Source organism: Marinobacter qingdaonensis (assembly GCF_034555935.1).
GTDB lineage: Bacteria > Pseudomonadota > Gammaproteobacteria > Pseudomonadales > Oleiphilaceae > Marinobacter > Marinobacter qingdaonensis.
Genome location: NZ_JAYDCJ010000003.1, coordinates 1,700,413 through 1,722,570, shown reverse-complemented (window position 1 = coordinate 1,722,570; position 22,158 = coordinate 1,700,413). Strand labels below are relative to the sequence as shown.

Sequence of the window (22,158 nt, the reverse complement as noted above, 5' to 3'; positions counted from 1 at the left end):
CAGGAGGGCTGCTGAGATGAGCCAGTTTGCCGAATACGCTATCTGCTTCCTGCTGCTGATTGGCGGTGCCTTTTCCCTGATTGGCGCCATCGGTCTGGCCCGGCTGCCGGATTTCTACACCCGCCTGCACGGTCCAACCAAGGCCACCACGGTGGGGGTCGGCGCCATCATGCTCAGTTCGGTGATTTTCTTCACCAGCCGGGGCGAGAGTCTCGGGATTTCAGAAATCCTGGTCACCGTATTCCTGTTCATGACCGCGCCGGTCAGCGCCAACATCCTGGCCAAGGCCGCCATGCACATTGGCGTACCGTTCATGAGCAGCACCCAGGGCAAGCCCTGGGACCAGTGATGCCGGGGCTCTGGGCCGGACCTTCATGCCGACACAAATTTGTCATTGGACTGGCAGCAATTTGCCGTATAGTAGGCGCCCCATCCATTTTCGAGGAGCCAGCACATGCTCAAAGTAAACGAATATTTTGACGGCAAGGCCAAGTCCATTGCCTTCCAGACCTCGACGCTGCCGGCGACCGTGGGTGTCATCAGCCCGGGCGAGTACGAGTTCGGCACCAGCAAGAAGGAAACCATGACCGTGATCAGCGGCGCCCTGACCGTGCTGCTGCCGGGCGTGGACGAGTGGATGACCTACGGCGCCGGCGAGAGCTTCGACGTGGCCGGCCAGGCCAGCTTCAAGGCCAAGACCGACATCGACACCGCGTACCTCTGCACCTACGAGTAAGCGGCCCTCGACCCAACCGCAGAAGGCACTGGATTCGCGTCTAACGCACCGGTCCTTCTGCGGTTTTTTTGTGTCTGAGGTTCCTGTTTTTTGTGATCTGTGTCAGATTGAACCCTGTTTCTCGTGACAACACCAACAACTGAGAAAGAGGAAACTTGTGATGGCACAAACCCGGATTCTCCCGCCAGCGGACAACGCCTATCAGTACCCGCTGTTGATCAAGCAGCTGCTGCTCTCCGGTCCACGCTACAACCCGGATCAGGAGATCGTTTACGCCAATCGCAGCAAGTACACCTACACCGATCTGGTAGAGCGGATCCACCGCCTGGCCAACGCCCTGACCGACGCCGGGGTCAAAGCCGGGGACACCGTCGCGGTGATGGACTGGGACACCCCGCGCTACCTGGAGTGCTTCTTCGCCATCCCGATGATCGGCGCCATCCTGCACACGGTGAATGTGCGCCTGTCGCCGGATCAGATCGTCTACACCATGAACCACGCCGAAGACGACGTGGTGCTGGTACACGATGACTTCCTGCCCGTGCTCGAGTCGGTCAAAGACGACATCAAGACGGTCAAAACCTACATCCAGCTCACCGACGAGGGCTCGGCCAAGGCCACCGCCCTGCCCAGCGCCGGCGAATACGAGGCCCTGTTGGCGCAGGCCGGCACCGAGTTCGATTTCCCGGACTTTGACGAGAACAGCGTGGCGACCACCTTCTACACCACCGGCACCACCGGTAACCCCAAGGGTGTGTTCTTCAGCCACCGTCAGCTGGTGCTGCACACCCTGGGCATGGTCGGCTCCCTGTCCGCCTACGACGAGATGCCGCTGCTGCGGTCCAGCTCCGTGTACATGCCGGTCACCCCTATGTTCCACGTACACGCGTGGGGCGTGCCCTACGCCGCCACCCTGATGGGCATCAAGCAGGTATACCCCGGCCGCTATGAGCCCGAGCTGCTAGTGGACCTGCTCAAGGAACACAAGGTCAGCTTCTCCCACTGTGTGCCCACGGTGATGCAGATGATGATGGGCACCGAGTCCATCAAGTCCGCCGACCTCAGCAACTGGCACGTGCTCATCGGCGGCAGCGCCCTGACCAAGAGCCTGTGCGACGCCGGTGCCAAGTACGGCATCCGCATGTACACCGGCTACGGCATGTCCGAGACCTGCCCGCTGCTCAGCGCCACCCATCTGAAGCCGGAAGACCTGGAGTTGCCCCTGGAGCAGCAGACCGCCAAGCGCACCAAGACCGGCATTGCCGTGCCCATGGTGCAGCTGGAGATCGTTGATCCGGACGGCAAGCCCGTGCCCCACGACGGCGAGGCCAAGGGCGAAGTGGTGGCCCGGGCGCCCTGGCTGACCCAGAGCTACTTCAAGGAAAACGCCAAGGGTGAAGAGCTGTGGCAGGGCGGCTGGCTGCACACCGGCGACGTCGCCTCGATGGAGCCGGACAACACCCTGGTGATCAAGGACCGCATCAAGGACGTGATCAAAACCGGCGGCGAGTGGCTGTCGTCACTGGATCTGGAAAACCTGATCAGCCAGCACCCGGCCGTGGCCGCCACCGCGGTCGTCGGGGTGCCGGACGACAAGTGGGGCGAACGCCCGCACGCGCTGGTGACCCTGAAGCCGGGCGAGACCGCCACCATCGAGGACATCCAGCAACACTTGAAGCAGTTCGTGGACTCGGGCGAAATCAACAAGTGGGCGATCCCCGAGCAGATGGATTTCGTGGAGGATATTCCCAAGACCAGCGTTGGCAAGATCAACAAGAAGCTGATCCGGGATCAATTGAAGTAACCCGTGAGCAAACGGGCGCAACCCTCGTCAGAGTGGTTGCGCCCGTCGTTCCCCTAGCTGCTCTCTCCCCCTAGCTGCCTCTGCCCTGCCAGCCGTCGGCCTACAGGCCTTCCGGCAACATCAGTTCGTAGATCATGCCCAGGCCATTGGTGAACCCACCGAGGCCATTGCGGCCACCCCGGTCGGAGCTGAAGTACATGCGCCGGCCATCCGGGGAGAAGGCAATACCGGCAATCTCCGAGGCATCCTGCCCGGTCACCTGCAACAGCGGTTTCAGGGTCCGGTCCGGCAGGATCACCACCACCTGCATGTCACCGCCGTCTTCCGCCACCAGGACATCGCCCTGGGCGGTCACGAACAGGTTGTCGACCCCCGACAGTATGTCGTTGGGCGCCTGCGCCGTGGCCCGGTCGTAGATGACCTCGATGGTCTGGGCCGCCACGTCGATGGCCCAGATCCGGTCGTCGCCCTTGGTGGCGAAATAGACGATGCCCTGGAAGTACCAGACGCCCTCGCCGCCATCGAACTCCGAGGACTCCGGCAACCGGTTCTGGTGCTGGGGTTCGTGGGGATTGCGGGCGTCCACCCAACGGATCGGCTGAGGCCCGTTCACCGCCCCTGCGACGCCGTCGCCGTCCACACACAGCACCTGCAACCGGCCCGCCTGCAGCGCGGCCCGTTCGGCCCCTTCCGGCCAGTCTGCCGGATCCGGCAGCCAGCGGTAGAACCGGCCGTCGGGCATATCCTCGGTCAGGTACAGCATGCGATTGCCCGCGTCGATGGCGATCGCCTCGTGGGAGAAAAAGCCCAGGGTTGGCCGGGCTAGGCCTTCGCCCGGCTGGTAGGGATCGCACTCCCAGACCTGGCCGTTGGGAAATTCCTCACAGGACAGCCAGGTCTGCCAGGGCGTGATGCAGCCGGCGCAATTGAAGGTGGTGCCACTGAGGATGGTGTAGGAATCGACGATGGTGCCGTCCGGATCAAACACCAGGGTGCCCACCTGCGCCAGCCCCGGGGTAAATTCCTCGATGGCGCTGGCAACATCCGCCAGCTCCGGAAAGGTAAACCCCAGACTGCCCACCCCGGGCACCTCGCTGTTGCTGACGTAGATCCAGCCACCGTTGGCCCTGGGCACCACGCCGGCACCGTCGGGGAAAATGTGCCAGGGCCGGTTGCCAATGCCCCCGGTCTGGGGCCCGGCCACCGACATGCCACCGGGCTGGGGCAACTCACCATTGATGGCCACCACCCGGGTCGAGAAGCCGTCCGGGGTCCGGACACCGTTTACATCCGGCGCCCCCAACGGGCCGATGTTGGCGAAGCGGCCGACCAGTTGTTTGGTGTCCGGAACCGGGGGCGGCGTGGCCGAGGGCGTGGCGCCGGCGACCGGCCCCGACGATGAGGAGCCGCCCACACACCCGGCCAGCCAGGTCGGCACCGAGGCGGCACCGGCGGTAAACAGGATAGAGCGCAACACCTCCCGGCGCCCCCAGTTCTCAGGTAACTTGTTCGACTTTTTCATCAATACCTCAACCAATGCGTTCGCGGACCGGTGGATGGAACAGCGCGGTGCGCACCGCGCGGGGCTGCGACACCGGCTCGTCCTCGACGATGCGGGCATCCCCGGCGCGAACACCCACCACCTTGGTTTTCGTGCCGTCAAGCTGGCCCAGGTCGTCCTCGCTGGTGATGCTGCGCACGTAATAGAACTCGCTCTGGGTGCGCTCGGGCGTGACATCCACCAGGATGAAACCCGGCGACTTCAGTTCCACATACTTCATGTGCGGATTGGCCAGTCGTACCGCGACCGCGGCCGGCTCCGCCAGCCCCTCCGGGAACCCCGGCGAGGTCACCGACGGCGTCACGAATTCCGCCGCCAGCGGCGTCTCCGCGAGATTGCCCGGATCAAACTGGATCTCGTTGGCCCAGGAGGTGTGAATGTCCCCGGTGAAGATCACGGTGTTGTCGATGCCCTGGTCGCGCAGGGTGGCCAGGATGCTTTCCCGATCGCGCACATAGCCGTCCCACTGGTCCATGTTCAGGGCCAGCAGCTGACCATTGAAACCGTTCAGATCCACCACCCCGGCGGCCTCGGCCAGATCCAGGGTGCGGGCCAGGTTCAGCTCGGCAAACATCACCTGCTGGCCGATGAAGCGCCAGGTCGCCCGGGATTGCTCGAGGCCGGTCTGCAGCCACTGCATCTGGTCATCGCTGATCAGGCGACGTTCGCTGTCGAAACGGGCCGGATCCGCGGTGGACGCCAGTTGTTCGTCACGGCCTTCCAGGCGGGTGTCGAGCATGAACAGGTCGATCAGCCCGCCGAAGTTGAAGTCCCGCCAGATCCGGCCCGGCTCGCCGTCCACCGCGCGGATGGGCAGCCATTCGAAATAGGCCTGGATGGCCTCGGACTTGCGGTCGCGCCAGGCGCCCTCGGTGGCTTCATCGTGATTTTCCGCACCACTGACGTGGCTGTCGTTGGCGGACTCGTGGTCGTCCCAGACGCAGATCATCGGGAACTGCTGGTGTACCGCCTGCAGGTTCGGGTCGGTCTTGTACTGGGCGTGGCGCTGGCGGTAGTGGTCCAGCTCGGTGATCTCATGGGCAGGAACCGGATCGCGGCCAGGAAAGTCGCCGTATTCCCCGGGCCCGTACTCGTAGATGTAGTCGCCCAGGTGCAGCACGAAATCCAGATCGGTCTGGGCGCTGACCGCCTTGTACACCGAGAACAGGCCGTAGGCGTAGTTGGAGCAGGACACCACGGCAAACCTGGCCCGCTCCACCGTCTGCTCACGGGTGGGGAAGGTCCGGGTGCGGCCGACCGGGGAGGTCTGGTCGGCCACGGCGAACTGGTAGTAGTACCAACGGTTGGCCTGCAGGCCCTGGGCATCGACTTTGACACAGAAATCCGTCGTCCGGCTGGCGGGCACCACCTGGCGCCCGACCACCTGGGTCAGTCCCGGATCGGTGGCGATCACCACCGAGACCGGGATGACTCCGGCATTCCGCTCCAGCACATCCACTGGTGAGACCCGGGTCCACAGGACCACCCGATCGCCCAGGGGGTCACCGGAGGCGACCCCGTGCCGGAAGGCCACCTTGGGCAGTGGTTCGCCCGGACCGATGGCACCGGCCGTTGCCTGGTTCGAGCCGGCCGACTCGCCGCCGCCCCCGCACCCCGCCAAAGAAGTCAGTGACACAGCAGCCAGTCCTTTTACGACTGCACGACGCCGTTTATCCATCTGTTGCTCCACCCGTTTCGGGACAGTTATTCGACCAAAGTGGTATCAGCGTTCGATAGTGACGGCGGGATATTGACGAAACATGACAGCAAACTGTCAGAACGGGCCATCATGGGATGGCCCGCAACGTTCAGGACTGGCGGGGTAAGGCTGGCGGTTGTTTAGAGCCCGGAAAAACTGAAGTCCACCTCGGGCCGACGGCCATCCACGATGTCCGCGAGCGCGGCCGCTGAGCCGCAGGAGTGGGTCCAGCCCAGGGTGCCGTGGCCGGTATTGAGGTACAGGTTGGCAAAATGGCTCTTGCCGATGTAGGGCACGTTGGAGGGGGTTGCCGGCCGCAGTCCGGTCCAGAACTGGGCCTGATCCCAGTGCCCGGCCTCGGGCATGATTTCCGCCGTGCGCCGGACAATGGCGCGGCAGCGGGTCTGGTTCAGTTCCCGGGAATAGCCGTTCAGCTCGGCGGTGCCGGCGACCCGTAGCCGGTCACCCAGGCGGGAATACACCAGCTTGTATTCGTCGTCGGTCAGGCTGACGTTGAAGGCGGCGTCCGGGTTGTTCACCGGCACCGTGATCGAATAGCCCTTGGCCGGATAGATATCCAGGGTCAGGCCGATGGACCGTGCCAGCGGGGCACTGAAACTGCCCAGGCTGAGCACGTAGGCATCGCCACGCAGGGTACTGTGGACGCCGTCCCTGAGGGTATGGACCCCAAGAATCCGGTCGCCCGCCCGTTCAAACCCGAGGATGTCGGTGCCGTAGTGAAAACTCACCCCGGCTTCGGCGCACTTCTGTGCCAGCTGCTGGGTGAACTTCCGGGCGTCGCCGGACTCGTCTTCGGAGGTGTAGGTGGCACCGGCGATCCGGTCCCGAATCGGCTTCAGCGCAGGCTCCAGCTCGATGGCGCGGTCGGCATCGATGACCTGCCGGTCGCAGCCCAGGCCCTGCATGATCCGGGTGGGCTCAAGCGCGCCCTCGAACTCTTCCCGATTGGTGTAGAAATGCAGAATGCCCTTGGTCAGGGCGTCGTACTCGAGGCCCAGATCGTCGCGCAACGACTGCAGCTGGGCCCGGCTGTAGGTGCCCAGATTGACCATCTGGCGAATGTTGTGGGCGGCCCGGGCCGAGGTGCATTCACGCAAAAAGGCCAGGGCCCAGCGCCACTGCGCCGGGTCCCAGCGGGGCCGGAACAGCAGGGGCGCGTCGGCCCGGAACAGCCATTTGAGCACTTTCAGCGGGGCCGAGGGGTTGGCCCAGGGTTCGGCGTGGGACACCGACACCTGCCCGCCGTTGGCGTAGCTGGTTTCCAGCCCGGCCTGGCTCTGCCGGTCTACCACCGTGACCTGGTGCCCCTGTCGCTGCAGATACCAGGCGGTGGTCGTGCCGACCACCCCCGCGCCCAAAACCACTATGTGCATGCGTGTCTCCGGTCAAAGCGAGCGCCGGGCCGGCATCGGCGTCGGGCAATGTCGGTCGGGCTCAGGCATTCATTCTCGGGTTTACAGTTCAATGACGACAGGACTCAACCGCCGGAGCGCTTGACGGTCCAGCCCTTGGCTTCGAGCAGGGGTACCAGCAGGTCACGCTGGTCGCCCTGGATCTCGACCACCCCATCCTTGACCGTGCCGCCGGTGCCGCACTTGGCCTTCAGGACCTTGGCAAAGGCCTTCAGCTCCTTGTCGTCCAGCGGAATGCCGGTCACCAGGGTCACACCCTTGCCCTTCCGGCCCTTGGTCTCGCGGCTCACCCGTACGATGCCATCGCCTTCCGGTCGGGCGGGTTGGCCGCAGATGCAGTCAGCGACCGGCTGCCGGCAGCCCGGGCACATGCGCCCCTGTTCGGTGGAAAAAACCAGTCCGCCTGCGGATCGCTTCGCCATGTCCGGCTTACACTCCTGTCGATTGATCTGTCTCGTTTATTCCAAGCCCGGAGGGTACTTGGAAAACATCTCCGCGACCACCTCATCAATCAGTTCCCGGCGTTTTTCCGGCGATTGGTTTTCGTTCAGGTAGCGACGGCTGGCGGCCCGCCAGACCACCTCGTTCAACTCGGTGTCAACCAGTTCCACCACCAGCTTGCCTTCTTCGACTTCACGCACCGGGGGCGCGGACGCCAGGCCCCAGCCGAAATTGCCCCGTCCCAGGCCAAAACCAAGGCCCACACCGATTTGCTCGAGGCGTTCCTCTTCCACGATCCGCCACGAGGCAAGAAGGTCCGCCTCGTCCACCGCTACCTTGCGCAGGGCTTCCCGCTTCATTTCCCGCTCGATGGCACTCTGCACCCGGCGGCCATCCAAAGACACCACGGTGCCGCTACCGGCACCCTCGGCAAAGGCCCAGGTGGCGTAGTTACCAAACACCGCCGACGAGTTGTAGTCGGTCACCACATTGCTGGCGCAGCCGGTCAGGGCCAGGACAAATACAGCTAATGTGAACATACGCATACGGCCATTCTCCTGTTTTCAGGTTGGTTGTGCTTCAGTATACCCCCAGGACACGTAGCCGGATGCCCGCAGGTTTCCTCACCTGTCAAAACCGTAATCCAGCTTCTGGGCGTCGCAGAAGGCGGTGAAATCCGCAACCCGGTGCTCCGGCATGGACACCCGGGCGCTCACGGTCGGGCCATAATCCACCGACTCCACCACCCCGTCGTGCACGTTACACCAGTGCCTGAGCGCCTGCTCGTCGGCGAAGTTCATGGTGACGGTCGCGTTCATCATGGGTTGCTGGACCGCCCGGGGCACCGCCGACAACACGCTCTCGGCGGCGCCGGCATAGGCCCGGACCAGGCCGCCCGCGCCCAGCTTGATGCCGCCGAAATAGCGGATCACCATGACCAGCACATCGCCCATGTCCTTGTGCTGGATCACATTCAGGATGGGCTTGCCGGCCGTGCCCGAGGGTTCGCCGTCGTCGTTCATGGCGGCCTCGGCGGCCGCACCCGGGCGCCCGATCTGGTAGGCCCAACACACATGGCGGGCGTCCGGGTGGTCGCGCCAGGCCTGCTCCAGCCAGGTCTTGACCTCGTCCCGGGAGGCCACCGGGGCAACCCGGGCGATGAACCGGCTTTTCTTCACTTCCGTCTCCCGCTCGAGGTATTCTGCGGGCACGGGATAATCCTTACTCATGACCAACTTGATCCTATGTCAGACAATCACTACCGCCCCCAACCGGGCACGGCAGAACCCGCCAGGCTTCGGAAAGCCGCCTGCGGTATCCGCTTCGAGGAAGACGAACTGCAGGAAGGCATCGATTTTTCGGCGGCGTGCCAGTTGAAGCCGGAAGCCAACGAAACTCCGGCCGACTCAGAAACCGGGCCCGGTAAACACCGGTAGTTCCACCCGGATGCGCAACCCACCGGTGTCGGCGTTGTCTGCGCGCAGCCTGCCGTCATGGGCACTGACAATGTCCCGGGCAATGGCCAGGCCCAGCCCCCAACCGTTGCCGCCGCGGGCCTTGTCGGCCCGGTAAAACGGCTCGAACAGGTGCGGCAGATGCTCCGCCGCGACCCCCGGCCCCTCATCTTCCAGGTCAATCCGGAGCCAGCCTCCAGTCTCACCCATGCGAACCCGAACCCGCTTGCCCGGCGGGGTATGATCGAGCGCGTTCTGCAGAATGTTGTCGAAGGCACGTTGCAACAGGCCGGCATCGCCAAGGATGGACAGCGACCTTGCCTCGTCGGCCACCGCCAGGGTGCACTCCACGCCCTGGTGCTTGGCGTAGTCGGCAGCATCCCGCAGTACCTGATTCAGCAGTTTGACCGGCGGCACCGGCTCCCGTTCGATGTCACCGCCCTGTTCCGCCACTCGGTACAGGGTCAGGATCTGCGCGGTCATGGCTTCCAGGCGTTCATTCTGGCGCAGGATGCTGGCCATCAGGGACGGGTCGGCGCCGCCATCGCTGGCCAGCTCAATGGCGATACGCTGCCGGGTCAGCGGGGTACGCAGGTCGTGGGAGATGTCCCGCAGCAGGTGTTTCTGGCGCTCCAGCAGGGTGCAGAGCTGCTCGGTCATGGCGTTGAACGCGGTAGCCAGTTGCCCCACCTCGTCCCGTCGAGTGGCGATGCGTTCGCTCACCCGCAGCTTGGTCTCACCCGCGGCAATCTGTTGCGCGGTGCTTTCCATGTGCCGCAGCGGCCGGGAAACGAACCGGGCGATCAGCCAGCAGGCCAGGGAAATCAACACGAACGCGAGTCCGAATTCGATGACGCGGAAGAACTTCGGATCCAGCCAGCCCTCGCCGTGCATGCGGGGCCAGGCAATCAGCCGGTAGCCATCGGCCAACCGGATCACCGCCGGCTTCTGGGGGTACCAGTCGGATTTCAAGCGCTCGCGCACGGCCTTGGGCAGGCGCCGGGCGTTGTCCTCCTGTTCGATCAGGATCAGGTGCAATTCCAGGCGCTTGCCCTCGCCCTGCAGGAAGCGCCAGGCGTCGGCCCGCCCCTGCTGCTGGCGGATGCGGATGGCTTCCTGGGCCAGGTCCTGCAGGCCCACCTGGCGCTCGATGGCCTGACGTTCCCGGTCCAGCAAGGTCCGGGTGGCGAGGTTGCTGATCACCAGGGTGATCGCCATGGCCAGCCAGATGGCCAGGAAAATCCGCCAGAACAGGGGGAACATGAAGCGCCGCGTCACACCGGCACCCGATAGCTGTAGCCCAGGCCACGAACCGTCTCGATCCGGGGCGGTTCGTCATTGCCGAGTTTGCGGCGCAGGTTGCTGATGTGCATGTCCAGGGTGCGGTCGTGTGCCTCCAGCCGCCGACCCAGGGCCCACTGCATCAGGTCGGTCTTGCGGACCACGCTGCCGGCATGAGCCAGCAGCACCTGCAGCACCTCGTACTCGGTTGCGGTGAGATCCAGCGGGGCGTCATCCTGAAAGATGCGTCGCTGGCCCGGCTCGACCCGCAGGTCGCCGTAGCGCCGGGTGGCGCTGACCTCGGTTTTCTGGTCCCAGGCAATACGCCGCAACAGGGCCTGGAGCCGGGCCACCAGCTCCCGCGGGTTGCAGGGTTTGGGGATGTAATCGTCGGCGCCCACTTCGAATCCGACGATGCGGTCGGTCTCGTCGCCCCGGGCGGTAAGCAGGGCCACTGGCAGGTGGGTCTCGGCGCGCAGTTCCCGCAGCACCTCCAGACCGCTGATGTCCGGCAGCATGATGTCCAGAACCACCACATCGCAGTCCTGGCCCAGGGCCAGGGCCAAACCGTCCCGGCCGGTCGCCGCCTCGCGCACGGTAAAGCCCTGGTTGGTCAGGTACCGGGAGAGCAGCTCCCGCAGTTCGTCGTCGTCTTCGACGAGCAATACCCGATTCTGCATCTTTCGCCTCCGTCTATACTTGGGATGGAGTCTAACATGCGAGGCTCGGCCGCTGATTTACGGGATCGACCTTTACAGAACCTTTACGACCCATTGACGCTCGTTGACACGCTCCGGGGCTACCATGGCACCACGTTCAAGCCATGGCCGCACATGCGGCACACCACACGAGGACACATCATGAATCCACGCAAACCATCCCTGATCATCGCCGGCCTAATGGGCGCCGCCCTGCTGTCATCCAGTGCACTGGCACACGCCGACCACCATGGGGAAAACCATCACCGAGGTCACCAAGGTGAAGGCTATCATCATGAACATCATGGCGATGACCATCACCGGGGACATCACGGCAAGGCCTCCATGGAAGAAATGTGCGCGCACTTCCGGGCCGGCACCGGCCCATTTGACCGTGAAGCACGTCAGCAGAAGCGGGCCGAGCACCGGGCCGACATGGCCGAGCGCCTGAAGCTCAACGACGAGCAGCGGGAAATTTGGGCCGAGATCCACGAAGAGCGGCAGGAAAAGCACGATAAGCATCACGCCAGGATGCAGGCGAAGATGGAAAAGCGCTGTGACACCGTGAATCAGTGATCAAACCCCGGGATCTGGCGTATGGTATCGGGAGACTCACCAGGAGCCACCCGAACCATGCCCGATCCCGGCCACCACACCCTGACCGTTGACACCTGCGGCACCATTGACGAGATTCCCCGCGAGGCCTGGGAACGACTGGCGGGGCGTGCAAACCCGTTCCTGCGCTACGAATTCTTCCAGGCCCTGGAGGCGTCCGGGTGCACCTCGGTGGCCAGTGGCTGGCAGCCCAGCCATCTGGTGTTCCGGGTCGACGACCGGATTGCCGGCGTCGCTCCGGCCTACCTCAAACGCCACTCCATGGGCGAGTATGTCTTTGACTGGGCCTGGGCCGACGCCTATCGCCGCCACGGCCTAAACTACTACCCCAAGCTACTGATTGCCATACCGTTCACGCCGTCCCAGGGGCCACGGCTGTTGCTGGACGAGAACCTGCGGCCCCGCCTGAAGGGACATCAGTTACAGGATCTGCTGGACACCCTGGCGGATCGGCTCGAAGTGCCGTCGTGGCATCTGCTGTTCCCCGACCACAGGGACCAGGCCCTGCTGAGCCACGACGATCAGTTACACCGCATCGGTTGCCAGTTCCACTGGCACAACCGTGACTACCAGCGCTTCGACGACTTCCTGGCCGAACTGACCTCGCGCAAGCGCAAATCCATCCGCAAGGAGCGCCGGCAGGTTGCCGACCAGGGTATCCGCTTCCGCCATTATCACGGCCTCGATGTGCCCGACCAGGTGCTGGCCGCGTTCTACGTGTTCTACCAGGCCACCTACCTGAAACGGGGCCAGCAGCCGTACCTGAACCGGGACTTCTTTGACCGTGTGCGAGCCAGCCTGCCGGAGCATCTGCACCTGATCATGGCGGTTCGGGACGGTCAGATGATTGCCGGCGCCCTGTTCCTGCAGGGCGTCGATACCCTCTACGGGCGTTACTGGGGGTGTCTGGACGAGTACAACCACCTGCACTTCGAAACCTGCTACTACCAGGGCATCGAGTTGGCCATCGAACTGGGCCTGTCCCGGTTCGATGCCGGCGCCCAGGGCGAGCACAAGCTGGTGCGCGGGTTCGAGCCGGTGCTGACCCATTCCTGGCACGGCATTGCCCACCCCGGCTTCCGCGAGGCCATCGCCGAGTTCACCCGGGACGAGGCCGAACAGGTGCGCGGATACCATCAGGAGGCGTTGAGTTTATTGCCTTTTCGCCAGCGGGATGGCGATTAGCTTCTATACTGAGAGCCAAGGCAAACTTCGCATGGGGATGGACCTCGATGGACACGGATTCAATGATGAGTCTGCTTGACGGTGCCCAATTGCCACTGCTGCTGGCGGTGGTTGCCCTGGTGGTTGCCGTACTCGCCTTCTGGGTGGCTAACGGCGCCAAAGGCGCGGCCGGCAAGGACCTGGAATCCCTGCGGCAAAAGACCGGGGCCCTGGGTCGGGAGGTGGACGAGTTGCGGGTCAGCCAGTTCAACCGGGCCGACGCCGGCGCCTCGGATGGGGCCGGCTCCGGCGCCACGGCCGCCAGGTACCGGGCGGAGAAAGACGCCTACGAGCGGATCTGGCCCCAGCTCTGGCAATTGCACGAGCGCCTGGGCATGTTCGTGCGCGCGGTGGAAAACGGTGAGCCCGCCGGTGATCTCCGGTTGGAAGCTCGCAATGCCGCCCTCGACGCCCGCAACCTGCTGAACCGGAACCGGCCCTTCTGCAGCGAGACCGTGGATGAACTGGTTACCCGACTGATCGATACCGAAATCAAGGTCCACCTGGCCGCCTGCCAGCACCTGGACCTGCTCAAGGAAGTCTCCGGCGCGCCCTCCGATCACGACCGCCGGGTGCTGCGGGACAAGTGCCACGCCCTGTACGAGGGCGAGGCCCGGGACCTGATGAATCGGCTGGCCGAGGCCATCCGGACCCGGGTCATCAACGTCAGCTATTCATGATCCGGAAGCCGACCTTGAGCACCACCTGGTAGTGGCCGACCCTGCCGTCCTCGATGTGGCCCCGGGTTTCCAGCACCTCGAACCATTCCAGGTTACGAATGCTCTTGCTGCATTCCTCGAGCGCATTCTCGATGGCGTTTTCGATGCTTTTGCGGGACGAACCAACAATTTCCACTTTCTTGTACACGTGATGATCCGACATCAGGCTGCCTCCTTTGGCTGCACCGTTCGTTAACTTGAGCCTAGAAGACAACCCCCACGCCGGCAAACGACAGCCGAGCCGGGCCAATCTGGCGCCCGGCTCCGGACGTAAAACCGCTATACTTGAAGTCGACGTGCTAACCAACCCGGACCCTCTATGCGATCCGTTCTGAAATTCAGTGCCTGGCTGATGGCCGCCCTCCTGTGCCTGTTGGCGGGACCGCTGCTGCTGGCCACCAGCAGCAGCCTCCAGGGTGCCGAGAGCTGGCACACCGCCAGCCGGGCAAGCGCCGGCATCGCCCCGCGCCCGGACCAGTACCAGGGCGCCATCGTCCAGGTCTACGGCGCCCGGGCCTGGAGCTGGCGCGGCTATTTTGCGGTGCACACCTGGATCGCCACCAAGGAGGCGGGCGCCAGTGACTACCAGGTGCACGAAGTCACTGGCTGGCGTCGGTACGTGGTCAGTTCCCGCCCGGGCGAACCGGACCGGCACTGGTACGGTGCCCGGCCGGAACTCTACGCCGACATCCGCGGCGAAGAGGCCGCCGCCCTGATCCCGGACATCTACGAGGCCGTGGCGGCCTACCCCTACCCGACCGAATACGAGGCCTGGCCCGGGCCCAACAGCAACACCTTCATCGCCTGGATCATCCGGCAGGTACCGGGCCTGGACGTGGCCCTGCCCAGCAACGCCATCGGCAAGGATTACCTGGGCGACAGCCTCGTGGCACAGGCACCGGGTGGCACCGGTTACCAGCTGTCGCTCGGGGGCTATTTCGGCTTGCTGGCGGGCGTCCGTGAAGGTCTGGAAGTGAACATTCTGGGGTTGTCGCTGGGGGTGAACCCGCTCGCGCTGGGCATCAAGCTGCCGGGCATTGGCGACCTGGCCCTGCGCAACACCAACCCGATGCCAGAGAGCACCGAATAGGTGGACAAGGACGGCGGTCAGGTCAGGTAGCGCACCAGACCGGCGGCGGCAATACCGGCGGCGATGGCCGGCAGGGGTTTACGCAGCGCCAGCATGGTGACGGTGGTCACCGACAGGGCGGCCAGGGCCCCGGCGTCACCGGCAAAGGCCATGGGCACGACAATGGCGATCAGCACCGAACTGGCCATGGTGTTGATGAAACTCTCGATGCGGGGGCTGATGCGCACGTAAGACATCACGAACACACCGCCAAACCGGGTCGCCAGGGTGACCAGGGCCATGATCCCGATCAGGGCCAGGACTCCGGCGGTAGAGGTTTCGATGGTCATGACGGCTCCTCCGTGGCAACCGCGGACGGCTTCCGCTCCAACCAGAAATAACCGATGGCGCCACCCGCCAGGGCCCCGACCACCACGTGGGTGTGCGGCGGCAGCCACTTCCAGGCCGCCAGCGAGGCAACCGCGGCCACGGCCCAGGCCACCAGCACCCGTGGCGACTTCTTACCCCCCAGGGCCATGGCCAACAGGAAGCAGCCCAGGACCATGTCCAGCCCCAGGCTCTTGGGGTTCTGCAGCAGCCCGCCAAAGTACACCCCGAGCCAGGTGCCAATCAGCCACGCCAGCCACAGCACCAGGCCACCGCCCAGGATCACTTCCAGGTTGCGTTTGCCGTTCTGGTACTCCTGCGCCGAAACCGCCCAATTGGCGTCGGTGAGCAACAGCAGCAGCCCATAGCGTTTACCGGGGGGCAGGTCTTTCAGCATGGGGTACAGCGAGGCGCCCATCAGCAGATGACGGGAGTTGATGGCGAACACCACCGCGATCAGCGGCAACACCGACACTTCGGTGCCCCACATGTCTGTCGCGGCAAACTGGGAGGCACCGGCAAACACCGTGGTGCTCATCAGCAGCGCTTCCAGCGGCAGCAGCCCTTTCTGGGTCGCGGCCAAACCGAAGGCAGCACCAAACGCCACCACGAACAGGGAGATGGGAAAGAGCCGGACAAACTCCTGGCGGACCTTGTGGGGCTGTATCTGGTAAGGATAGGAAGCGACGGACATCAGGGGAAGCTAAGGCAGTTTCCCCTGAGCGCGTATAGGTAGATACCGAAGTCCGTCGCCGAGCCTAGCCCGGGCCTAGTGCATGATGTGCACCCGGCCATCCGCCGCGGCAAAGGGATTGTTGACGCTGCTGCTCTCGCCCCGCAGGGCGGCTTCCGGGTGTAACCCGGCCATCAGGGCCTCAACGCGTTCCACTTCCGCCTTGGGTACATCCACCATGATCAGGTATTTGCCATTCTCCAGATCCTTGTGGAACCGGCGAATCCGGTAGTTCTCGGTGCCGATACCGCCAAAACCACCGAGCCAGCCACCCGCCAGCACCGCAAACACGCCCATGGCGACAAAGGCCGAGGTCGGCCATTCCAGTCCGCCCCAAAGCGCCAGTGGCAGGATGAAGAAGGCGGCAAACAGCCCGCCGATGATCAGCCCCCGCTCCACGAATCGGGCCAGGTCGGTCCGGTCCAGCACGCTCGCCGTGTGGATATGGTGCGAGTACAGCCCGGCATCGTCCTTGCTAATGACGTGGAATCGCCAGTTGGACACCCCATCCCGATGCAGGTCTTCGGAGATGCTCTCGACGCTGTCGATGGTGTTCACCAAATAGAAAAGCCGTTTCATGATCCCCTCCTTCGCTCACTCGGAGCGGGCAACCACAGCTTTACTTCCTGATTATAACGCCGCTGCCAAGCCGCCCCGGCGGGCTGCTGGGACTGATTTGTAATAACAGGGCGAGCAATATAACCCTTGTCTATTTCGACCTCGCTCACCCCCTGAAAAATTTTTTCCCGCAGCTACAGGCCCTTGCGAGGTTGCGGCGACGACGGGGGAAATTGATTAGCTTTTGCACGTTGACGTTAACGTAAAAAGACACTAGTTTACGGTTTGTCCGGCCTCACAAGGGCACTTCCGACTGGAAACGGACACCTGAAATCGACACCCCGGTCAAAAGCCGGGCGACAACAACAAGACTGCCACGCACGCCGAGATCCGGCCTGGTGGAGAGGATTTCAACATGCCACAGCCTGCACGCCTTTCCCGGCGGCTGCGCCCCGCGCACGCCAGACCCACGACCGTGACATTCCCGCTCCAGCAACCAGACCGGCTGACGACCAGCGCGTCCAGCGGGTGAGGCCCACTCGCGCCAATCGCACGCACAGTCGCATCAACCAATCGCCCATGCCGCGGTCTAACAACAAAAGTCGGCAGTCGCAGACCTCACAAGGGTAGCGGCGCCAAAGCCAGAAAGGTGAAACGCCATGAACGTATTCAGCCATCCCGAGTTCGACAACCACGAACAACTGTCCTTCTTCTGCGATCCGGAAACCGGACTGAAAGCCATCGTTGCCATCCATAACACCTCCCGCGGCCCCGCCCTGGGCGGCTGCCGGATGTTCCCCTACGCCACCGATGAAGAGGCCCTGCGCGACGTCCTGCGCCTGTCCAAGGGCATGACCTACAAGTCGGCCCTGGCCAATCTGGACCTGGGCGGCGGCAAGTCGGTGATCATTGGCGATCCGCGCAAGGACAAGACCGAAGCGCTGCTGGAAGCCATGGGCCGGCACCTGGAAGGCCTGGGCGGCCAGTACATCGCAGCCGAGGATTCCGGCACCAGCGTGCCGGATCTGCACGTGATGGGCCGACGCACCCAGCACGTCGCCGGCATTGCCGAGCGCATCGGTTTCGACGGCAACCCCAGCAACGGCGACCCGTCGCCGGCCACCGCCTACGGCACCTTCATCGGACTCAAGGCGGCGGTGCAGCACAAGCTGGGTCGGGATGACCTGAACGGCCTGAAAGTCGCCATCCAGGGCATCGGCAACGTCGGTTTCCGCCTGGCCCGGCACCTGAAAGAAGCCGGGGCCCAGCTCTGGGTCTACGACATCTTCGCCGACAACATGCAGCGGGCGGTGGACGAACTGGGGGCGACTCCGGCGACCGCCGAGGACATCCTGACCCTGCCGGTGGACGTGGTGGCGCCCTGTGCCATGGGCGCGGTCCTGAACGACACCAGCATCCCGAAACTGAAAGCCGGGATCGTGGCCGGTGCCGCCAACAACCTGCTGGAGCACCCGGAACACGATCAGGCCCTGAAGGATCGGGGCATCCTGTACGCACCGGATTTCGCCATCAACGCCGGCGGCATCATCGACGTGTTCTACGAGCGCACCGGGGCCTCCCCCGAGACCGTTCGCGAACATGTGGACGCCATCGGCGACACGCTCAAGGAAATCTTCACCCGTTCTGACCGGAGCGGCCGGCCCACTGGCGCCATCGCCAATGAGCTGGCGGAGGAACGGTTCCGCAAACACGTTGCCAAGGTGAACACCGCGACCGAGCGCCTGGCGCGGGCTGGATAAACCTGGCAGCGATCTCTACGGGGCCGAACCCGGCGTCGGCCCCTGCTTCACCCAACAACAACAAGTACCAAGCAGGAGACAGCTATGTCTGAATCACCTTCGACCAGCGCCAACCACGCCGAGGCGCTGGAAGGTTCCAACGCCACCCGGGGGCTCTGGTCCTCGCGCCTGGCGTTTATCCTCGCCGCGACCGGTTCCGCGGTGGGCCTGGGCAATATTTGGAAATTCCCCTACATCACCGGTGAGAACGGCGGTGGTGCCTTCGTCCTGGTGTACCTGGTGTGCATTGCCGCGGTTGGCTTGCCGATCATGATGGCGGAAGTGCTCATCGGCCGCCGGGGCGGCAAGAGCCCGGTCAACAGTCTGCGCCTGATCGCCCAGCGGGATCGGCTGGCGCCGGCGTGGCGACTGGTGGGCGCCGTCGGTGTCCTGGCCGGTTTCCTGATTCTCTCGTTCTATTCCGTGATCGGTGGCTGGGCCGTGTCCTACGTGGGTACCGCGGCCAGCGGCGGCCTCGTGGGTCAGTCCGCCGAGGCCATCGGCGCCATCTTCTCCGACCTGTTGAGTGATCCCCTGACCCTGCTGATGTGGCACACCGTGTTCATGGCCCTGGTCATGCTGGTGGTCGCCAAGGGCGTGCGCGCCGGCCTGGAGCGGGCGGTGAGCATTCTCATGCCCGGCCTGTTCGTGCTGCTGCTGATTGCCGTCGGCTACGCCATGACCAGCGGCGAATTCGGCCGCGCCGTCAGCTTCCTGTTCCAGCCGGACTTCTCGAAGATCACCACCTCCGGCATCCTGGTCGCCCTCGGGCACGCGTTCTTTACCCTGAGCCTGGGCATGGCGGTCATGATGGCGTACGGCTCCTACCTGCCGAAGAACGTCTCCATCGCCAAGACTTCCATCACCGTATCGGTAATCGATACCGGGGTCGCTCTGCTGGCCGGCCTGGCCATCTTCCCGATCGTGTTCGCCAACGGCCTGGAGCCCGGCGCCGGTCCCGGCCTGATCTTCCAGACCCTGCCGCTGGCCTTCGGCCAGATGCCCATGGGCAGCCTGTTCGGCACCCTGTTCTTCGTGCTGCTGATTTTCGCCGCCTGGACCTCGGGCATCTCCCTGCTGGAGCCGATCGTCGAGTGGCTGGAGGAGCGCAAGGGCATGAACCGTGTCGTCAGCACCCTGGGTGCCGGCGTGGTCTGCTGGGCCCTGGGCATTGCCTCGATCCTGTCCCTGAACCTGTGGTCGGATTTCGCCCCGCTGGGCGCGATCGGCATGTTCGAGGGCAAGACCATCTTCGACCTGCTGGACTTCTTCACCGCCAACATCCTGCTGCCCCTGGGTGGCCTGCTGGTGGCCGTGTTTGCCGGCTGGGTCATGTCCCGGGAAGCGGTGGAGCAGGAACTGGCGCTGTCCGGGCCCATGTTCCGGTTGTGGTACGCCACCATCCGCTACTTCACCCCGGTCGCCGTGGCCGCGGTGTTCATCTACAACCTGCTGTAAGCGCACTGGGCCGGCCCGGCTTTGGACCCACCGGGCCTCGCCCAACGCAAAGAGCCCACCGTTTGGTGGGCTCTTTTTTTTGCCTCGGGGAAGTGACGCTAGAGCGCGGCCAGGGCGGACCCCAGGGTCTCGCCGATGCGGGCATTCAGCTTGAGATCGGCAAGCGGTTCGGCCCGGGTGCGGCCAAGGTTCAGGGTGGCAATGGGCTTACCCCACTCCTTGGCGTAGCGACAGAACCGGAATCCGGAATAGACCATCAGCGACGACCCGATCACCAGCAGGCTGTCACTGGCCTTGAGCACATCCAGGGCAGCGTGGACCCGGTCCTTCGGCACATAGTCACCGAAGAACACCACGTCGGGCTTCAGGATGCCGTCACATTTCGGGCAGTCCGCCGGCCGGAAATCCGAGAAATCCACCTCCAGGTCCGCGTCGCCATCGGGCGCGGTCTCGGCCCGATAATGCCGAAACCCGGGATTCAGATCGGCACAGCGGTCGTGCACCTCGTCCCTCGGGCAGCGATAGTTGCAGCTCATGCAGATGACCTCGTCGGCCCGCCCGTGCAGGTCGGTCACCGCCCGTGTGCCGGCTTTCTGGTGCAACCGATCCACGTTCTGGGTGACCACCAGGGAGCTGTGGTTCAGCAGTTCCAGATCGGCGATGTGGTGGTGAGACGGGTTCGGCAGGGCATTGCGCATCACCGGCCAGCCAATCAGGCTCCGGCCCCAATAGCGTTGCCGGGTTTCAAAGCTGTCCATGAACGCCTGATGCTGGACCGGCTGCTTGCGTTTCCAGGCGCCATCGCCATCGCGGTAATCGGGAATGCCGGAATCGGTGCTGACCCCGGCCCCGGTCAGGATCAGCGACCGGGGGTTCTGGCGGATAAAGTTCGCCAGCATCGCGCCGGCCTGCTCCGGTTCATGCTCGATGGGCGCCTGCTCAGGCTCCGGCAGGCGCTGGCTGCTACTGAACGGGCGCGTGCGATGGGTGCTTGCGGGCATACGTACTCCGGATAACTCAGCCCGGCTTGCGGGCGATGTACACGGTGTTGAACGATTCCCTGTTCTGGAATGGATTGAAAAACTTGACCACACGGCAATCTACGTCAACAAACACGCTCCGGAGCACCGCCATGAACTGGTCGTCTTCGCCTTCGTTCGACCACATGGCAAAGACGCCCCGAGGCTTGAGCTGCTGGGCCATCTTGCCGATGTTGGCGGTGGTGTAGAAACTGGCGTTGGAATCGTGCAGCAGCGCCCGTGGTGAGTGGTCAATGTCCAGCAGGATGCAGTCGAAGGTCCGGCCCGGGCCTTCGGGATCGAAACCGCCCTCGCCGGGTTCGGCTACCGCCAGATCGAAGAAACTGCCATGAACGTAGCGGGCGCGGGCGTCGGCGTTGATGTCCTGGCCCAAAGGCACCAGCTCCTGCTGGTGCCAGCCGATGACCGGCGCCAGGTATTCCACGATCAGCAGCTCGCCCACCCGCTCGTGTTTGAGCGCCGCCACGGCGGTGTACCCCAGGCCCAGACCACCGACCACCACACTGAGGTTATCGCCTTCGGTGGCTTCGAGGCCCAGATCCGACAGCGCCACTTCGGCGTCCACGAACATGCTGGACATCAGGAATTCTTCGCCGAGCTTTACCTCGAAGATATCGCGATCACCAATGGCCGGAATCTTCCGGCGCCGGAGGGTGATCTCGCCGATTTCCGACGGTTGGCTGTCTATTTGTTCGAAGAGAAGTCCCAAGTTTTGCCTCGTTGTTTGGTCTTGGCCTGCAAATCTGAGTGGTCGCAGGTAGGGCTTCCTCTTCCAAAACCCGCTCAAGCACATCCATGTGACGCTTGAGCTCCGCCATCCATGGCTCCGCACAGTTTTGGAAGAGGAAGCCCTACCTACTCGTCATCTCACTCCCGTGGAGTCTTTGTTTCCTTTACGCAGTTCGCGAGAACGTCGCGCAGCTGCTCGACGCCCAGCTCTTCCATCAATTTGATGTTGCGACCGGGTATGCCGTCGACGTCCGGATGACTGTCGATAGCCGCTTCCAAACTCGCTTCCCGCAACAGGTGCAGCATCGGGTAAGGAGAACGGTTGGTGTAGTTCTCCGCCGCATCCGGCTCTGTGCCCTCGAACTGATAGTCCGGATGGAAACTGGCAACCTGGTAGATCCCATCCAGCTCCAGGTAGGCGAGCAAACCATCGGCCGCATCCAGGAACTCATTGTAGGCCGCGAAGTCCTGCAATACACCCGGGTGGATCAATACCGTGGTTTCGATCTCCGGCTCATCGTTGAGGCGCTGAAGCTCCGCGTGCAGTGACTGCAACAGTGAATCCTCGTCGGTAGCCTCGCTTACCACGAAACGCACCCGGTCATGCAGCAACTCACGCTTGGCGAACGGACACAGGTTGTAGCCGACGACAACGCCTTCAACCCACTTGCGAGTCGCATTTGCAACCTCAGCTTCAACCATCATTGTCATCTCTTAGTC

At 64.0% G+C, this 22,158-nt stretch carries 24 protein-coding genes; 9 read left to right on the top strand and 15 right to left on the bottom strand.

Features of this window, described 5'->3' with window-relative positions; all coding sequences use genetic code 11:
- Positions 1–16: 16 nt before the first annotated feature.
- The 3 genes from U5822_RS11145 to U5822_RS11135 all read left to right on the top strand — a co-directional run bounded on the left by U5822_RS11145 (position 17) and on the right by U5822_RS11135 (position 2,540).
- On the top strand, positions 17–349 hold the full coding sequence (locus U5822_RS11145; protein WP_322855696.1) for a Na+/H+ antiporter subunit G: 333 nt from the start codon (positions 17–19) through the stop codon (positions 347–349).
- A 105-nt stretch (positions 350–454) separates the two neighbouring features.
- Entirely contained in the window at positions 455–736 is a 282-nt protein-coding gene (ppnP, locus tag U5822_RS11140) for a pyrimidine/purine nucleoside phosphorylase (protein ID WP_203300099.1), read from the top strand.
- A gap of 160 nt (positions 737–896) precedes the next feature.
- Positions 897–2,540: a fatty acid--CoA ligase gene (locus tag U5822_RS11135; RefSeq protein ID WP_322855695.1), complete on the top strand. Its 1,644-nt coding sequence runs from the start codon at positions 897–899 to the stop codon at positions 2,538–2,540.
- Between the two features lie 100 nt (positions 2,541–2,640).
- On the opposite strand, the gene U5822_RS11130 is transcribed toward U5822_RS11135, so the two are convergent.
- The 8 genes from U5822_RS11130 to U5822_RS11095 all read right to left on the bottom strand — a co-directional run bounded on the left by U5822_RS11130 (position 2,641) and on the right by U5822_RS11095 (position 11,089).
- Entirely contained in the window at positions 2,641–4,062 is a 1,422-nt protein-coding gene (locus tag U5822_RS11130; RefSeq protein WP_322855694.1) for an alkaline phosphatase PhoX, read from the bottom strand.
- 7 nt (positions 4,063–4,069) lie between these two features.
- Positions 4,070–5,737 carry an alkaline phosphatase D family protein gene (locus U5822_RS11125; RefSeq protein ID WP_322855693.1) on the bottom strand — a complete coding sequence of 556 codons (1,668 nt, stop codon included), beginning with the start codon at positions 5,735–5,737 and terminating at the stop codon, positions 4,070–4,072.
- A 203-nt stretch (positions 5,738–5,940) separates the two neighbouring features.
- Positions 5,941–7,194 carry a D-amino acid dehydrogenase gene (locus tag U5822_RS11120; protein ID WP_322855692.1) on the bottom strand — a complete coding sequence of 418 codons (1,254 nt, stop codon included), beginning with the start codon at positions 7,192–7,194 and terminating at the stop codon, positions 5,941–5,943.
- A gap of 104 nt (positions 7,195–7,298) precedes the next feature.
- Positions 7,299–7,655: a translation initiation factor Sui1 gene (locus U5822_RS11115; RefSeq protein ID WP_322855691.1), complete on the bottom strand. Its 357-nt coding sequence runs from the start codon at positions 7,653–7,655 to the stop codon at positions 7,299–7,301.
- A 36-nt stretch (positions 7,656–7,691) separates the two neighbouring features.
- Entirely contained in the window at positions 7,692–8,219 is a 528-nt protein-coding gene (locus tag U5822_RS11110) for a DUF4136 domain-containing protein (protein WP_322855690.1), read from the bottom strand.
- A 78-nt stretch (positions 8,220–8,297) separates the two neighbouring features.
- A complete protein-coding gene (locus tag U5822_RS11105; RefSeq protein WP_322855689.1) occupies positions 8,298–8,903 on the bottom strand; it encodes a YigZ family protein in 606 nt (201 codons plus the stop codon).
- A gap of 177 nt (positions 8,904–9,080) precedes the next feature.
- Complete coding sequence (locus U5822_RS11100; RefSeq protein ID WP_322855688.1) at positions 9,081–10,406, bottom strand: sensor histidine kinase; 1,326 nt, start codon at positions 10,404–10,406, stop codon at positions 9,081–9,083.
- Positions 10,403–11,089, bottom strand: a complete 687-nt coding sequence (locus U5822_RS11095; RefSeq protein ID WP_322855687.1) for a response regulator transcription factor — start codon at positions 11,087–11,089, stop codon at positions 10,403–10,405. The genes U5822_RS11100 and U5822_RS11095 overlap by 4 nt, the downstream gene beginning before the upstream one ends.
- A gap of 180 nt (positions 11,090–11,269) precedes the next feature.
- Between U5822_RS11095 and U5822_RS11090 the strand changes: the two genes are divergently transcribed.
- The 3 genes from U5822_RS11090 (at position 11,270) to U5822_RS11080 (ending at position 13,626) form a co-directional block, all read left to right on the top strand.
- Entirely contained in the window at positions 11,270–11,683 is a 414-nt protein-coding gene (locus tag U5822_RS11090) for a hypothetical protein (RefSeq protein ID WP_322855686.1), read from the top strand.
- 57 nt (positions 11,684–11,740) lie between these two features.
- Positions 11,741–12,907: a GNAT family N-acetyltransferase gene (locus tag U5822_RS11085; RefSeq protein WP_322855685.1), complete on the top strand. Its 1,167-nt coding sequence runs from the start codon at positions 11,741–11,743 to the stop codon at positions 12,905–12,907.
- 62 nt (positions 12,908–12,969) lie between these two features.
- Complete coding sequence (locus U5822_RS11080) at positions 12,970–13,626, top strand: hypothetical protein (RefSeq protein ID WP_322855684.1); 657 nt, start codon at positions 12,970–12,972, stop codon at positions 13,624–13,626.
- On the opposite strand, the gene U5822_RS11075 is transcribed toward U5822_RS11080, so the two are convergent.
- Positions 13,613–13,828 carry a dodecin gene (locus U5822_RS11075; RefSeq protein WP_322855683.1) on the bottom strand — a complete coding sequence of 72 codons (216 nt, stop codon included), beginning with the start codon at positions 13,826–13,828 and terminating at the stop codon, positions 13,613–13,615. The genes U5822_RS11080 and U5822_RS11075 overlap by 14 nt on opposite strands.
- A gap of 156 nt (positions 13,829–13,984) precedes the next feature.
- On the opposite strand from U5822_RS11075, the gene U5822_RS11070 reads away from it, so the two are divergent.
- Positions 13,985–14,755 (top strand): DUF3750 domain-containing protein, encoded by a 771-nt coding sequence (locus U5822_RS11070; protein ID WP_322855682.1) that lies wholly within the window; start codon positions 13,985–13,987, stop codon positions 14,753–14,755.
- 17 nt (positions 14,756–14,772) lie between these two features.
- Here U5822_RS11070 and U5822_RS11065 read toward each other — a convergent pair whose 3' ends face one another.
- From U5822_RS11065 to U5822_RS11055, 3 genes are all read right to left on the bottom strand, one after another.
- Positions 14,773–15,084, bottom strand: a complete 312-nt coding sequence (locus tag U5822_RS11065) for an AzlD family protein (protein WP_322855681.1) — start codon at positions 15,082–15,084, stop codon at positions 14,773–14,775.
- Entirely contained in the window at positions 15,081–15,815 is a 735-nt protein-coding gene (locus U5822_RS11060) for an AzlC family ABC transporter permease (RefSeq protein ID WP_322855680.1), read from the bottom strand. The genes U5822_RS11065 and U5822_RS11060 overlap by 4 nt, the downstream gene beginning before the upstream one ends.
- A gap of 75 nt (positions 15,816–15,890) precedes the next feature.
- Positions 15,891–16,433 carry a hypothetical protein gene (locus U5822_RS11055; RefSeq protein WP_322855679.1) on the bottom strand — a complete coding sequence of 181 codons (543 nt, stop codon included), beginning with the start codon at positions 16,431–16,433 and terminating at the stop codon, positions 15,891–15,893.
- A 638-nt stretch (positions 16,434–17,071) separates the two neighbouring features.
- Here U5822_RS11055 and U5822_RS11050 point away from each other — a divergent pair.
- Positions 17,072–18,172, top strand: coding sequence for a Glu/Leu/Phe/Val family dehydrogenase (locus U5822_RS11050; RefSeq protein WP_322855678.1), 1,101 nt, complete (start codon positions 17,072–17,074; stop codon positions 18,170–18,172).
- Between the two features lie 84 nt (positions 18,173–18,256).
- Positions 18,257–19,669, top strand: a complete 1,413-nt coding sequence (locus U5822_RS11045; RefSeq protein ID WP_322855677.1) for a sodium-dependent transporter — start codon at positions 18,257–18,259, stop codon at positions 19,667–19,669.
- A 98-nt stretch (positions 19,670–19,767) separates the two neighbouring features.
- On the opposite strand, the gene U5822_RS11040 is transcribed toward U5822_RS11045, so the two are convergent.
- From U5822_RS11040 to U5822_RS11030, 3 genes are all read right to left on the bottom strand, one after another.
- On the bottom strand, positions 19,768–20,670 hold the full coding sequence (locus tag U5822_RS11040) for an NAD-dependent protein deacetylase (protein WP_322855676.1): 903 nt from the start codon (positions 20,668–20,670) through the stop codon (positions 19,768–19,770).
- 16 nt (positions 20,671–20,686) lie between these two features.
- Positions 20,687–21,418, bottom strand: a complete 732-nt coding sequence (locus U5822_RS11035) for a spermidine synthase (RefSeq protein ID WP_322855675.1) — start codon at positions 21,416–21,418, stop codon at positions 20,687–20,689.
- Positions 21,419–21,576: 158 nt separating this feature from the next.
- Positions 21,577–22,140 (bottom strand): DUF1415 domain-containing protein, encoded by a 564-nt coding sequence (locus U5822_RS11030; RefSeq protein ID WP_322856919.1) that lies wholly within the window; start codon positions 22,138–22,140, stop codon positions 21,577–21,579.
- Positions 22,141–22,158: the final 18 nt, after the last annotated feature.